We start from the raw sequence: 13,722 nt of genomic DNA, 5'->3' as shown, positions 1-13,722 counted from the left end.
ATACATGCTCTTAGAAGGAACATAATCCTCAAAACCTGTTTTAATAGTTAATGTACTCGTCTGTAAAGACCTACAACTTGTCCTAAAATAGAAACTTGATCGACAATAATAGGTTCCATAGAAGAATTTTCAGGCTGTAAACGGAAATGATTTTTCTCTTTAAAGAAGCGTTTTACAGTTGCTTCATCCTCAGCTGTCATAGCTACAACAATATCCCCGTTATTAGCTGTTGCCTTTTGTTTTACAATGACTAAATCTCCATCTAAAATTCCGGCTTCAATCATTGATTCCCCCATAATTTCTAGCATGAACAATTGATCTTCACTTGTGCCGTACGTATCGGGTAATGGGAAGTATTCTTCAATGTTTTCAATTGCTGTAATTGGAGAACCAGCTGTAACCTTCCCGACAAGTGGGACATGGATCACCTGTTGCTTTTGGATGGATTCTTCAGGCTCTAAAATTTCAATTGCGCGTGGCTTTGTTGGATCTCGACGAATAAAGCCTTTTTGTTCTAATCGAGCTAAATGTCCATGAACAGTTGAACTGGAAGCAAGTCCAACTGCTTCACCAATTTCACGTACTGATGGCGGATATCCCTTAGCTCGTACCTCTTCCTTAATGAAAGCTAAAATGTCCTCTTGTCTTTTCGAAACTTTTTTCATGAGTGCTCACCTCTTTTTTCTAAAATCAATCTTCTTATTTGATAGTATAACAGAATGCGAACATGTATGCAAACATAGGTTCGAAAAGTGTTTGACAAAAACGTTTGTTCGCTTTATTATGAGAACATACATTCCGAACAAACATTCTCAAAAAGGGGTAATGATTATGACATGGTTTAAGAAAAACACACATATCTCAATTTTATTAGGAGCTTGCCTACTATTTGCAGCATACCTTTACATTACTGATCCAGGAAAAGTTAGTTACGCAGAAATCCAAATCGAACATGGGGATAGCTTGTGGTCGTTAGCGGAGCAATATCGTGGTAAAATGAGTACTGATGATTGGATAAAGCTTGTAAAAACAGAAAATGAACTAGCAGATATTAAAATTGTAGCGGGAAAATCTCTAGTTATTCCTGTAGTGAGTGATCAAGCCAGTCCCATCAATACTATCGAAATTGCGAGAAATGAACAATGATGAATAATCAACTGTCGGCTGTTGTCTATTGTCGCGTAAGTACTGAAAAAGAAACACAAAGCTCCTCATTAGAGCGTCAACAGGAAGAGTTGCTGCGCTATGCTAAGGAGCAAGGCTATGCGGTGAAGGGCATGTTTAAAGATCAGCATAGTGGTTATGATGTAGAACGTGAAGGCTTACTAGAAATGCTTGATTTCATAAAAGATAAAAACATTAATGCCCTTTTTGTACAAGATGAAACTCGTTTAGGACGAGGCAATGCAAGAATGGCTGTATTGCATTTATTACAAAAATCAGCAACGGATGTTTTTTCTATGCGCGATGCTGGCCCAGTTCAATTAAATGAAATGGACACGATGCTGCTAGAAATTTTAGCGATTGTAGAGGAATATCAGCGTAGAATTCATAATGCTAAAATACGACGAGGTATGCGACGTGCTGTAGAAAACGGCTATCGTCCTGAAAATAATTTATCGAACCGAGGTAATCCGCAGGGGCAGGAGCGTAAAGATCTACCTGTAGATGAAATTGTAAAGCTACGCAAACGTGGATTTACCTTTGAAGAAATTTCTATAACGCTTAGAGGGTTAGGCTTTGAGGTAAGTAAGGCGACTGTCCATCGTCGTTTCCAAGAGCACCAAGAAAGATTAGCAGGAAAATAATATTCCTGCTAATTTTTTTTGTAAAAAACTACTGAGAGGAAGAAAAGCTCTCGATAATAACATTTTTAGGCAGTTGGAAAGGGTGCTCTTTATTTATTCGGTCATAAAACATGATGCCATTTAAATGGTCGATTTCATGTTGTACAACGACGGCCCCATAGCCCTGTAACTGTACAATGATTTCATGTCCATCAATGTCGTAAGCTTTGACTTTAATCCTCTCATATCTCGGCACAAAACCAGGAACAGGTCGATTTACAGATAGACAGCCTTCTCCCTCCGGTAGATAAATCATATTGATGGAATGACTCATTATTTTAGGGTTTATCAGCATCATTTCTTGGTCATCAAAGAGTACAGCAAACATTCGTTTATCTACACCAATTTGATTAGCAGAGAGTCCACTTCCAGGGCGAAGCTTATATTTTTTTGCTAGAGTTGGATTTTGGCTATTTTTCAGATATTGTAGCATGGCTAGGAGGGTATTTCGGTCCTCATTGGTCACAGGTATCGCCACTTCTTGAGTCCGTTTTCTTAAAATTGCCGAGTGTTCTTTCACGAAATCCTTCATTGTAATCATATAATCTGGGTGAAATTTAGTCATAGATAAACACCTCATCAACACGGCTATTGAGAACCTTAGCAATCTTAAAAGCTAATTCAAGGGTCGGATCATATTTATCATTTTCAATACTATTAATGGTCTGCCTCACAACCCCACATTCTTTTGCAAGTGCAGCTTGTGTTATACCTAATTTTTTTCTCAAAATTTTGATGATGTTCTTCAGAATTATCCCTCCATTTTGTCTAAAGTATTAGATATATCGTAAAATAAGAATCAAAAAATGTCCAACTAATTAGACATTTATGAGTGTTGAAAAACAAAACAGTCAATTGAAGGGTAGAGATGGATTTCCGTTGCAGGCTACTTGCTTTCCTCTGGGCGAGCACCAAATCGCTTCCTCCGCTACCGCTCCGTTTAGAATTTCGCCTGTCTCGCTATCCCACGGGAGTCAAGTAGCCCTCCGCTCTAACCCATAAATATTTAACTTTTTAGCAAAGATTTTCAGAAAAAGTAAAGGTGTTTTACTCTTTATGGAGGCGTGTTGTCAGACATCACTTTTCTACATTGAAAATAAAAGCCCTAATTCAAATAATGGGGTATATGATCGATACTACTGATAAGGAAAAGACGCTGGCGGAGCTGAAATCACCCCGTCTTGTTAAAAGGTCTCAATCTACTAATGACATAATCTTTTTTTAACAACATGAAATGTCCGATTAATTGGACATGCAGGTTTTAAATATCACTTAATACCAATTTTCATCAAATTTTAGCTTTAACGCATGACCAAAACAAATACCGAAAGGAATAAAGCCTCTTCCTTTTGCTGTAATGATATTGCCATCTTGTACCACTAGTTCATCTGAATAGTTATGAAGCTCAAAGCACCCTAGCTGCTTCATGCCATCTAAAGGTAGCCCTACTGTATATTTTTTGTTTTGTAAGACACCTGCTTTTGCCAATAGGTAAGGGGAGCTAGAAATACTTGCAAGCAATCCTCCTTTTGCAGATAGATGACGAATGAAATCTAGTAAGCTCTCTTCAAGTTGTAATGTTGAAATATCCATACAGCCTGGTAATAGTAGACTATCAATATCGTCAAGCTATACTTCATTCACGGGTAAATCAGCTATGCAATTTAAACCAGATTCTCCTCTGATAGGTTCGGTATTCGATCCTAGTGTGACGATGGGTTTCCCTCCTTGCATTAATATGGACAAAGCAACACTCAATTCATATTCACTAAATTGTGGGTATAATAACACCGCAGTTTTCTTCATTTCATACACCTCTTACCTTTAGATTGTTCCATTCTTCCTCTAAAATAGCGTAATAGTATTCATCCCACCAAGTCTCTCCATGAGGTATGCATTTTTTAAAAAATCCTTCTTGGCGCATACCGATCTTTTCCATGACTCGGTAAGAAGCGATATTTTCTGGCTGGCATGTGGCAATAATTCGATGAAGTTTCATTTTATTAAAGCCATAGTCTAATAGGGCCTGAGCAGCTTCAGAAGCATAGCCATGTTTATGATAGGCAGGATTCATAACCCATCCAATTTCATACGTATGGTCGCCAAAGTATTTGTGGAAAACAAGATGACCAATGACTCGCTGTTGTTCACGTAAAACAATGGCGAAATGTTTTGCATGCTCGTTGCTATTCTCTGTTATGAAATTTTGAACCTGATCTTCATTTAACACACCATCTGGCATATAGTGCATGACTGTTTTGTCGGACATATAGCTATAAACAGCCTGCCAATCTTGGGCTTCAAATGTTCGAATAAGTAGTCTAGGTGTTGTGATCTTCATGATAGTTCCTCCTATTAGCTATCAAATTTTTCCTTTTATTATTAGTTATACACCTCTAACATCTGGAAGTCATGTAAATAATGGCTAAGAAGTGTTTTTAAGGGTTGGTATAACTGCATTTTAAGGGAAACCGTGCTATACTTTGCATACTGAGGTCATTAAGCTAGGTACTGAAAGGTGTGTAACGATGTTATCAAAGGAAAAAATTAACCGAATTAATGAATTATCTGCTAAAGCAAAAAGCGGACAATTAACAGAGGAAGAAGCAAAGGAGCGAACAGCGCTTCGCAAGGAGTATTTAGATACGTTTAGAGCAACGATGCGAGATACGATTGAAAACGTTAAAGTGGTCGATGCAGAAGGCAATGATGTAACTCCTGAGAAGGTAAAACAAGCGCAAAAAAATAAATTTCTAAATTAATGTGACACAATTCAATAAAGTATGTATGAAAACGCAAATAGTATAACAAAAGCATTGTTTTCTAAAGCAATGTTGACTAAACTGTAAAAGAACAATATATAGGACGAGAAAGGATGTCACAATATAATGACTCAACACGCGGATCTTTTAGCAATTAATGCTATCCGAACTTTGTCAATCGATGCTATTGAAAAAGCAAATTCTGGTCACCCAGGTTTACCAATGGGAGCAGCGCCAATGGCTTATACGCTATGGACAAAACAATTACGCCATAATCCAGCAAATCCAAAATGGTTTAACCGTGATCGTTTTGTACTATCAGCAGGTCATGGTTCAATGCTTTTATACAGCTTACTTCACCTTGGAGGCTATGGTTTACCAATGGAAGAAATTCAAAACTTCCGCCAATGGGATTCATTAACACCAGGACATCCTGAATATGGTCATACAGTAGGGGTAGAGGCAACAACTGGTCCTCTTGGACAAGGAATCGCTATGACTGTTGGTATGGCAATGGCTGAGCGTCATTTAGCTGCTACTTACAATAAACCAGGTCATGATATCGTTGACCACTACACATTTGCGTTATGTGGCGATGGTGACTTAATGGAAGGCGTAGCAGCAGAGGCGATTTCATTAGCTGGTCACTTAAAACTTGAAAAATTAATCGTGCTTTACGATTCTAATGATATTTCTTTAGATGGTGACTTAGAAAAGTCATTTTCAGAAAACGTTCAAAAACGCTTTGAATCTTATGGTTGGAATTATTTAAAAGTGGCAGATGGTACGGATGTAGATGCTATTAATGCAGCCATTGAAGAAGCCAAAAAATCTACTGGCAAACCAACATTAATTGAAGTGAAAACAGTGATTGGTTTTGGTTCTCCAAATAAATCTGGTAAAGCAGATTCTCACGGTGCACCACTTGGTACAGATGAAGTTGTCTTAACGAAGGCTGCCTATGAGTGGGCACATGAACCATTCCAAATTCCTGCAGAAGTTTACGATACATTTAATGCGGCTGCTGAAGTGCAAGGCGCACAACCAGAGGAAGCTTGGAATGCAAAATTTGCAGCATACAAAGAAGAATTCCCAGAGTTAGCAGCTCAATTCGAGAAAGCGATGAATGGTGAATTACCAGAAGACTTTGCTTCTGAGTTACCAGTATATGAAGCAGGTAAATCTGTAGCAACTCGTTCTTCTTCAGGCGATGCAATTAATGCTATTGCGAAGAAAACACCTTCATTCTTTGGGGGTTCAGCTGACCTTGCTGGCTCCAATAAAACAACGATGAAGGGTGCAGGAGATTTCTCAGCAGACGACTATGCTGGACGTAACATCTGGTTCGGTGTTCGTGAATTTGCAATGGGTGCTGCTATGAACGGAATGGCTCTTCACGGTGGTTTAAATGTATTCGGTGGTACATTCTTCGTATTCTCTGATTACGTTCGTCCAGCAATTCGTCTATCTGCATTAATGGGTCTTCCTGTAACATATGTATTCACACATGATTCGATTGCAGTAGGGGAAGATGGTCCAACACATGAACCAATCGAACACCTTGCATCATTACGTGCAATGCCAAACCTATCTGTTATTCGTCCTGCGGATGCAAATGAATCAGCAGTTGCATGGGAGCTTGCAGTAGCAGCAGAAAAAACACCAACTGTTCTTGTATTATCTCGTCAAAACTTACCTGTTCTTGACGCTTCTATTGAAACAGTACGTGAGGGCGTAGCAAAGGGTGCTTACACAGTGTCTCCAGCTACAAAAGAAGTGGCAGATGCTATTTTAATTGCAACAGGCTCTGAGGTTTCGCTTGCTGTCGAAGCACAAAAAGCATTAAAAGCAGACGGTATAGATGTAGCAGTTGTTTCTATGCCATCTATGGATCGCTTCGAAAAACAAGACGCAGCTTATAAAGAATCTGTTCTACCAAAAGCTGTTACAAAACGTCTTGCAATTGAAATGGGTGCATCATTCGGCTGGCATAAATATACTGGCTTTGAAGGCGATGTTCTAGCAATTGATAAGTTCGGTGCATCTGCTCCAGGTGAATTAGTAATGGAAAAATACGGCTTCACTGTTGAAAACGTAGTAGCAAAAGTGAAAGCACTATAATTTACAACAAATACCACAACACTCAGCGGAATAAACATCAGCTATGTGTTGTGGTACTTTTTTTAGCGGCAAACATAGTCATGTAAAAACTCAATAAAAAGGGTGAGCGAATGAAAAACTATAGCGTTGTGTTATTTGACTTAGATGGAACGTTATCTGATCCCAAAATAGGAATCACTAAATCAGTACAACATGCTTTACAGAAGGCAGGCGTCATGGTGAATGATTTGGATGAACTGGAACCATTCATCGGACCACCATTACAAGTATCTTTTCAAGAAATCTATGGATTCAATGATGCACAAATAACGCAAGCAATTAGTGATTACCGAGAACGATTTACGGAAAGGGGAATGTTTGAAAATAAACTATATGAAGATATTCCAGCTTTGTTAGCTCATTTAAAGCAACAAGGGTACATACTGACTATTGCAACTTCAAAACCAACTGTCTTTGCGGAACAAATCGTAAAGTATTTTCAGCTAGAGTCCTATTTCGATCTTGTCGTAGGAAGTCACTTAGATGGTTCGCGTTCTGCCAAAGGTGAGATTATTGCAGAGGTACTTCAACAGTTTGATTGCTATCCAAAAGAGCAATTTATTATGATTGGGGATCGAAAATATGATTTGATTGGCGCTCGTGAAAATCAAATCGATGCTATCGGTGTGACATATGGTTTTGGGTCACTAGAAGAATTAAAAAATGAAGAGCCTACATATATTGTGGACCATGTAAATGATCTCCTAAAACACCTTTAAAAACACGAAAAACTGCATGTCAGCATGCAGTTTTTTTATGTAGGATTATTTAGCAAGTCCGTTTTGGAATGCGTAGACGACGGCTTGTGTACGATCTTGAACTTCTAGCTTTGCTAAAATATTACTAACATGTGTTTTCACAGTTTTTAGGGCAATATATAGCTCATCAGCAATTTCCTGATTGGCTTTACCCTGGGCCATTAGCAATAATACTTCCATTTCACGTTCAGTCAATTGTTCGTATAGTGGTGTACTATTGCCGTGGCGCATGCGGTGCATCATTTTGGAAGTGACCTCTGGCTCTAATACCGTTTCGCCACCCATCGTTTTACGAATAGCATCTGCAATCTGTTTCGCATTAGATGTTTTCAAAATATAGCTTACCGCGCCAGCCTCTAAGGCAGGGTAGACTTTATCATCATCTAAAAAACTAGTCACCATCATGATTTTTGCCTCAGGCCATGCTGCTAATATTTCCACTGTTGCCTCTGCCCCTGTCATAACAGGCATCACATTATCCATTAAAATAATATCTGGCCTTAGCGCTAGGGCACGTTCCACAGCCTCTTTACCGTTCTCAGCCTCACCTACAACCGTAATATCTGGCTGTGCTGAAAGATAGGCTGACACACCAATCCGTACCATTTCATGATCATCCACTATGAGCACTTGTATCATCGACATTGACCTCCTCCTTTTGTAAAGGAATTTTAACCTCTACAATTGTTCCTTCACCAGGCACTGATACAATTTTATAGGTGCAGCCAATTTCAACTGCTCGTTCAGCTATATTTTGTAAACCATACGATGTGGATTTATCTTCCTCTACATCAAAGCCTAAACCATTATCTTGAATTCGTAAAATAGCTAAGTCGTCTCGTGCCACAAGAAGTAATTCCACCTCACTTGCTTTGGCATGACGCAGTGTATTGGAGAGTGCCTCCTGTGCAATACGAAATAAATGATCTTCCTCTGCTTTAGTTAAGGCCATTTCTTCTAATTCATATTCTATATGGAAATAAACTTTTTGCTGAAGCTCAATAATCAATTCCTCTAAGCCTTGTGCCAATGTTTTATTGTGTAAAGCTACAGGTCGTAAGTGTAGCAGTAATGCACGCATTTCTAGCTGTGCCTGTTGAACGATTTTCTCTACCTGTTTTAAGCTAGTAGCATGTTCGTCATTTTCAGTTAATGCGGAGAGTAACATAGAGGCAGCAAATAGTTGCTGTGACACAGAATCATGTAGTTCTCTAGCTAGTCGTTGACGTTCAGCAATAATACGCTCCTGTATAATTTTATCATTGGCCTCAGCACGTTCATTGGACAAACGCTGTAAACTTTTACGTTGCGTATCAATTAATTCACTTGTTTGGACAATTGCCTTTTTTAACGATTTCGGAAGCGCTTGTTTTTTAGGAAAAACAAAATCAGGCTCGATTAATTGTTTCACTATTCGTGTTGCCTGCGCTTCTCGTGCCCTTGCAGTCATACTGATCCAGCTGGCAAACAGGAAGCTAAGTATAAACAGGCTAACTATGATGATGCCACCTAGAGGGATATTATCGTAATTCTGCTGCCATAGGGGCTCCCATGTTTTTTCATCAGGATTGCCCCATAGTGCAACAAGAAGACCGAAAACAGCACTCATTAAAATAAAAAATAATGTAAATAATCTTGAGATAAAGGCAATCATTTTCGTAGCACCTCCAAATCTCCAAGCCAGGTTGCGACATGAATAATCAGTACACGTTTAGCATCCTCAGGGTTGCCGTCGGAGAAAGTAATACTTTCATTTAATATACGTTGTGGCCCTACATGTAAGCAGGAGAGCTCACCAAATAACGTCGTATATTGTAAACGGAATGGAATTTCATAAGGAATATAAATTTGAACTTTACCGATACCTTGTCGAATTGTAATTAGACTAGTACCAGCAGGTAAAATCGTTTGCGTTGTATCGATGGTAATATCTCCTGCAAGACGCTGAATTTGTACATCTTGCCATTTATATGCTTCTGTAGGCGCTTGCATTGTGCCAATTAGGTCATTTTTAATTGCAGGAAGCTTTTCAAAAAGCTCAGCACCAACTACTTTTGGCTCGTTTTCTCTTTGCAAGTATTGATAGAGCATATATAAGAGCATGATGACGATAAATAAACGTAAGCTCCACATCGTGAACAAAGCAATGGCAATAAAGAAAATTCCTGTCCATTTAAAAAATCGAACTTTTTTGGAAAAACTTAAATAAAGAAGTACAGCCCCAATCAATAAACAGAAGGCGCCACCATTATTAAAAATAGTTAGCTCCACAAAGACGAGTAAAAAGAAGCAAAGTACCCAAAATGTGAGCTTATTTGTTGTGAAATTTTGCAAGAGGGTCACCCTTCCTTCTACTAATAGTATAAGAGAGGGAATGGGACCCTCTATTCTTAAACGTGAAAGAATGCGCCCTTTAATGTTGGCGCATTGCTTTCATTATACCATGTTATTTATTTTCAATTAGCAGTGGTGAGCTTTCTTCTACTGCTTTTTTTTCTAATTCTGCCAGTCTTGCCTCAAAAGTTGTAAGCTCATGGTCTTTATCGATTTGATAAGCTAATTTATCGATATATGCTTCTAAATCTTCAAAGTTTGTTTTATTATTTTTGGCAATCATTCCATCCATTTGATGATGGGCACGAGTTACATTTTCTTTTCCCATCAGCTGTAATTGACGCACTTTCATATCTTTAATTTTATGCTTCATTGTTTCAAATTTACGCTCAAGCTCGAAGTATTCACGAGTACTTGCTTCAATGCTCGCTTGTAATGTAAGGTTACGAGCTGAATAAGCTGTTACTTCATCCGTAGCGAAATCAATTAAGTCCTGCTCTCCGCTAGATTTTGCTAATGCCAATTGAGATTCACGTTTCGCTAGTAAATCTGCGTTCTCTTTATATTCTTGCTCTAGCTTTTCTTTTAATTGCCCTTGTCGCTCTAATAATTTGCCTGTTTGTTCCGTTTGCTTTTCTGCTTCACGAATGTATTGATTTAACATCGCAATCGGATTTTTTTGTTCCTTCTTATCAAATAAGTGGTGTAAGTCTGCCTCTACTGTATATCTAAAACGTTGAAATAAGTTCATTTAAATTCGCTCCTTTTATTTTGTTAAGTTTGACCATTCTTTTTCAAAGTTTGTAAACGGATCTTCTTCTTTTTTCCCTTCGATTGTTGGGATTTTTACATCTTCGCCATTCCATTTTTTATAGATAACATAGATAATGGCGATTGCTGCAAGACCAACCATTGCTGGAATGTTAGATATTGCTGATAGGACACCGATTAGACCAACTGTAAACCAGAAGATTTTACCGAATGTTGACTTACTAGCAATGTAGAAGTGCATGCCCAGTGCTACAAAGAGTCCAGAGAATAATAACCCTGCCAGTGGTCCAATTAACGCTAGTGCAACACATGCAGCAATGACGCCTCCAGTTAATAAAAGAAATTTTTTCATTTGTTTTAGCTCCTTTCGTTTGTACCTTTATGTTACCTATTTACAAGATTGTCTAAAACGGACTCGAAATTGATTTTGAACTAGGTCTTGAGGCTGAGATTCATCTAAGCAGCCAAAATAGAAGGTTTTTGGCCGTGTTTAATAAGACTTTTTCTTGTTTTTGGAAAAATGTTAATTATTTTTGGTTGGAAATACCATTTGTCATAAAGTCATTTATAGACCCGAAACTAGAATTTTTTCGACAAAAATAGAAGAGAGATCCCTCCCTCGTTTGACAAATAAACAAGATTGAATGAGCTATACTTATGAAAAAGAAACTGAGCGAAGGAGGATTTCTGGTGAGAACCTATTCTATATATAAGATAAAAGAAGAGCATTTAACGTTTATTTTTGGCAGAGAGCGTAAGTTGTTAGAGATGATGCAAGGTTGTGAAGATGCCAATGAGAAATCCTTAAAAGAGCTTGCATATATATGTGAATCCGTTCGTTTTGAGGAGATTGCAGCCATGTTAGAGCATCAACTTGATTCCAAATATGCACACCTAGAAAGAGCTCGTAATGCTTTGTTTTTAGAACATCCGATAAAAGGTAAAATGGCTATTTATTTAGTAGATCGTAAAATTTGTGTTTATTGTGAAGGTTCGCGAATGCTAGATTTAGATTTATTTCAAATGCTTGCTAAAATGAGTGAACGTTTTATTGCTTTTAATAAACAGGATAATGAGTGTGGGTGGTTAAAGCCGATGAAGTATACAATGCACTAGGAAAATTCACTACAATATATAGTAACACGCTATTATTTGGTGTATAATGGAGCGTGGAGAGTTTTTTCTCGGTATATTGTAGTGGAGGAGGTTGGTTGTATGCCTACATGGGGCTGGATTATTATCGTAATTATCGCATTAGCAGCGGGCGCAGCACTTGGTTTCTATTTCGCTCGTCAAGCTATGATGAAATATTTGAAAGAAAACCCACCTATTAATGAGCAAATGATTCGTATGATGATGGCGCAAATGGGTCGTACGCCGTCTGAAAAGCAAGTACGTCAAATGATGGCGCAAATGAATAAATTCCAGAAGTAATTTGGAATGTTCAGAGCAACTAGTTCAAGCTTAACTAGTTGTTTTTTTATTTTTAATAGTATTTAAATAATTCTTAAAAATCATACAACTCTATCGGTAAACTATGTATAATGGAGTTACTATACGGAAGGGAGTTGTGTATTTTGCAAAAAGAAAAAACAAATGTAGAAAGTTTTGATCTAGATCATACAAAAGTGAAGGCACCTTATGTTCGTTTAGCAGGTGTGAAAACGGGCAAAAATGGCGATGAAGTATATAAATACGATATTCGCTTTAAACAGCCAAATAAGGAGCATATGGAAATGCCTGCATTACATTCTTTAGAGCATTTATCTGCTGACATTATCCGTAATTACTCTGATCATATTGTTGATTTCAGTCCAATGGGTTGTCAAACAGGCTTCTATGTATCATTGATCAATCATAATGATTATGAGGATTTATTAACTATTTTAGAGAACACATTTACAGATGTGACAAAGGCAACCGCAGTGCCTGCCTGCAATGAAGTGCAATGTGGCTGGGCTGCTAGCCATAGTTTAGAAGGGGCTCAAGCATTAGCGAAAGAGTTTTTAGCGAAACGTGATGAATGGCATATTATTTTTGAAGATTAAATAAAATAAAAACCTTGCGAGTAAAATGACGCAAGGTTTTTCATTGCCCTAAAAATGGAATGGAATGACATTCGAAGAAGAAGAATCCCGATTGATTTTTTGATAAATAAAATTGTCTAGAAAATCATGAATTAAATCCTCATATTCATCCATATTTTCATTAAAGGATTGTGCATGTGCCCCCGTATCAAAAAGTTTTAATTTTTTTGGACCGGTTTTTTTATTGTAGAGATCGAGTGACATGGAAGCTGGAATAAACGTATCAGGAATACTATGGATAAAGAGCACAGGTTTTTCAATATGTGTGACGGCTTCGGCAGGTGTTACACTTTTAAATGAGTAACCATCTCTGAGGCGAACAAAAAAGTCAGCAAAACGAATAGGAATAATGGAGCCATATTTAAATTCAGTTTTTGCAATTTGTTTGAGCAACATAGAAAAGTCAGAGAACGCACAATCTGAGATATAAAAATCAGCGCCATCCTCGACTGTTCCTGCATAGAGGAGCATGGTTGCTGCACCCATCGATTCACCGTGAATGCCAAGTATAGCATCCTCTCCAATCATGGCTTTTACTGTTTTCACCACAGCATCAAGATCGTTTTTCTCATAGTAGCCATAGCTTGTTGTCTTGCCTCCAGATTCACCATGGCGGCGGTGGTCAAATATAACGGAATTATAGCCAAGTCTTTCAAAAAGGCGAGCATATTTCACGGAATTTATTTTATTTTCGGTAACACCGTGGCAAATGATGATCGTGTTATTTGTTTGCAATGGCTGAAACATAATGCCTCGAATTGTATAGCCATTTGGAGAATCAATATTTAGTTCACATTTCAAGTTTTTATTGTACCAAGCCTCATCAAAGCGCTTTGCGGTCGTTTCTCGTTCCCGTATAAATTCAGGGTCTTTTTGTTGGATATACATTAATTTATTGGAAAGCGCGAAGCCGAACAGACCTGTTGCAGCGGCGGCTAGCGTTGTTGTAATACCAGAGAATAAAAGCATCTTCTTTTTCATCATAAAACACCTCCACATGCTG

Annotated in this window: 20 protein-coding genes; 8 read left to right on the top strand and 12 right to left on the bottom strand. The window is 38.0% G+C overall.

Translation table 11 applies throughout. From position 1 onward, the window contains the following. Positions 1-47 precede the first annotated feature (47 nt). Positions 48-665 carry a transcriptional repressor LexA gene (gene lexA, locus CD31_RS19420; RefSeq protein ID WP_004232118.1) on the bottom strand — a complete coding sequence of 206 codons (618 nt, stop codon included), beginning with the start codon at positions 663-665 and terminating at the stop codon, positions 48-50. Between the two features lie 166 nt (positions 666-831). Here lexA and yneA point away from each other — a divergent pair, with 166 nt between their 5' ends. After that, positions 832-1,146: a cell division suppressor protein YneA gene (gene yneA / locus CD31_RS19415; protein WP_016992001.1), complete on the top strand. Its 315-nt coding sequence runs from the start codon at positions 832-834 to the stop codon at positions 1,144-1,146. Further along, entirely contained in the window at positions 1,143-1,808 is a 666-nt protein-coding gene (locus CD31_RS19410) for a YneB family resolvase-like protein (protein WP_036080202.1), read from the top strand. The genes yneA and CD31_RS19410 overlap by 4 nt, the downstream gene beginning before the upstream one ends. Before the next feature lie 28 nt (positions 1,809-1,836). On the opposite strand, the gene def is transcribed toward CD31_RS19410, so the two are convergent. The 5 genes from def to CD31_RS19390 form a co-directional block, all read right to left on the bottom strand. Further along, positions 1,837-2,412 carry a peptide deformylase gene (gene def, locus CD31_RS19405; RefSeq protein WP_036080199.1) on the bottom strand — a complete coding sequence of 192 codons (576 nt, stop codon included), beginning with the start codon at positions 2,410-2,412 and terminating at the stop codon, positions 1,837-1,839. Next, positions 2,405-2,596 (bottom strand): helix-turn-helix transcriptional regulator, encoded by a 192-nt coding sequence (locus CD31_RS19400; protein ID WP_036080196.1) that lies wholly within the window; start codon positions 2,594-2,596, stop codon positions 2,405-2,407. The genes def and CD31_RS19400 overlap by 8 nt, the downstream gene beginning before the upstream one ends. Before the next feature lie 523 nt (positions 2,597-3,119). Beyond that, a complete protein-coding gene (locus tag CD31_RS23895) occupies positions 3,120-3,467 on the bottom strand; it encodes a DJ-1/PfpI family protein (protein WP_280522760.1) in 348 nt (115 codons plus the stop codon). A 9-nt stretch (positions 3,468-3,476) separates the two neighbouring features. Continuing rightward, complete coding sequence (locus CD31_RS23890) at positions 3,477-3,653, bottom strand: DJ-1/PfpI family protein (protein WP_244905012.1); 177 nt, start codon at positions 3,651-3,653, stop codon at positions 3,477-3,479. Between the two features lies 1 nt (position 3,654). Then, positions 3,655-4,188: a GNAT family N-acetyltransferase gene (locus CD31_RS19390; protein WP_036080193.1), complete on the bottom strand. Its 534-nt coding sequence runs from the start codon at positions 4,186-4,188 to the stop codon at positions 3,655-3,657. Between the two features lie 187 nt (positions 4,189-4,375). Here CD31_RS19390 and CD31_RS19385 point away from each other — a divergent pair, with 187 nt between their 5' ends. The 3 genes from CD31_RS19385 (at position 4,376) to CD31_RS19375 (ending at position 7,488) form a co-directional block, all read left to right on the top strand. Beyond that, the gene (locus tag CD31_RS19385; protein WP_004232132.1) at positions 4,376-4,609 is read left to right on the top strand and encodes a DUF896 domain-containing protein; all 234 of its coding nucleotides are present in this window, start codon (positions 4,376-4,378) and stop codon (positions 4,607-4,609) included. Between the two features lie 126 nt (positions 4,610-4,735). After that, entirely contained in the window at positions 4,736-6,730 is a 1,995-nt protein-coding gene (gene tkt, locus CD31_RS19380; RefSeq protein ID WP_036080190.1) for a transketolase, read from the top strand. A 110-nt stretch (positions 6,731-6,840) separates the two neighbouring features. Next, complete coding sequence (locus CD31_RS19375) at positions 6,841-7,488, top strand: HAD family hydrolase (RefSeq protein ID WP_036080188.1); 648 nt, start codon at positions 6,841-6,843, stop codon at positions 7,486-7,488. Positions 7,489-7,533: 45 nt separating this feature from the next. Here the strand turns inward: CD31_RS19375 and CD31_RS19370 are convergent, their stop codons facing one another. The 5 genes from CD31_RS19370 to CD31_RS19350 all read right to left on the bottom strand — a co-directional run bounded on the left by CD31_RS19370 (position 7,534) and on the right by CD31_RS19350 (position 10,984). Next, complete coding sequence (locus CD31_RS19370; protein WP_009370700.1) at positions 7,534-8,166, bottom strand: response regulator transcription factor; 633 nt, start codon at positions 8,164-8,166, stop codon at positions 7,534-7,536. Then, the gene (locus tag CD31_RS19365; RefSeq protein WP_036080185.1) at positions 8,141-9,181 is read right to left on the bottom strand and encodes a sensor histidine kinase; all 1,041 of its coding nucleotides are present in this window, start codon (positions 9,179-9,181) and stop codon (positions 8,141-8,143) included. The genes CD31_RS19370 and CD31_RS19365 overlap by 26 nt, the downstream gene beginning before the upstream one ends. Continuing rightward, positions 9,178-9,870 (bottom strand): cell wall-active antibiotics response protein LiaF, encoded by a 693-nt coding sequence (liaF, locus tag CD31_RS19360; protein WP_244905011.1) that lies wholly within the window; start codon positions 9,868-9,870, stop codon positions 9,178-9,180. The genes CD31_RS19365 and liaF overlap by 4 nt, the downstream gene beginning before the upstream one ends. A 103-nt stretch (positions 9,871-9,973) precedes the next feature. Beyond that, the gene (locus tag CD31_RS19355) at positions 9,974-10,612 is read right to left on the bottom strand and encodes a PspA/IM30 family protein (RefSeq protein WP_036080180.1); all 639 of its coding nucleotides are present in this window, start codon (positions 10,610-10,612) and stop codon (positions 9,974-9,976) included. 15 nt (positions 10,613-10,627) lie between these two features. Further along, complete coding sequence (locus CD31_RS19350) at positions 10,628-10,984, bottom strand: lmo0954 family membrane protein (RefSeq protein WP_036080176.1); 357 nt, start codon at positions 10,982-10,984, stop codon at positions 10,628-10,630. Positions 10,985-11,322: 338 nt separating this feature from the next. On the opposite strand from CD31_RS19350, the gene sirA reads away from it, so the two are divergent. The 3 genes from sirA to CD31_RS19335 all read left to right on the top strand — a co-directional run bounded on the left by sirA (position 11,323) and on the right by CD31_RS19335 (position 12,680). Further along, the gene (sirA, locus tag CD31_RS19345; protein WP_004232148.1) at positions 11,323-11,748 is read left to right on the top strand and encodes a sporulation inhibitor of replication protein SirA; all 426 of its coding nucleotides are present in this window, start codon (positions 11,323-11,325) and stop codon (positions 11,746-11,748) included. 99 nt (positions 11,749-11,847) lie between these two features. Continuing rightward, positions 11,848-12,066, top strand: coding sequence for a YneF family protein (locus CD31_RS19340; RefSeq protein WP_004232154.1), 219 nt, complete (start codon positions 11,848-11,850; stop codon positions 12,064-12,066). A 110-nt stretch (positions 12,067-12,176) separates the two neighbouring features. Continuing rightward, positions 12,177-12,680 (top strand): S-ribosylhomocysteine lyase, encoded by a 504-nt coding sequence (locus CD31_RS19335; protein WP_052125412.1) that lies wholly within the window; start codon positions 12,177-12,179, stop codon positions 12,678-12,680. A 48-nt stretch (positions 12,681-12,728) separates the two neighbouring features. On the opposite strand, the gene CD31_RS19330 is transcribed toward CD31_RS19335, so the two are convergent. Beyond that, a complete protein-coding gene (locus tag CD31_RS19330; RefSeq protein WP_036080551.1) occupies positions 12,729-13,700 on the bottom strand; it encodes an alpha/beta hydrolase in 972 nt (323 codons plus the stop codon). Positions 13,701-13,722 lie beyond the last annotated feature (22 nt).

It is taken from the genome of Lysinibacillus boronitolerans JCM 21713 = 10a = NBRC 103108 (genome assembly GCF_000772935.1).
Taxonomy (GTDB): Bacteria; Bacillota; Bacilli; order Bacillales_A; family Planococcaceae; genus Lysinibacillus; species Lysinibacillus boronitolerans.
This window is presented reverse-complemented; position numbering and strand designations above follow the sequence as displayed.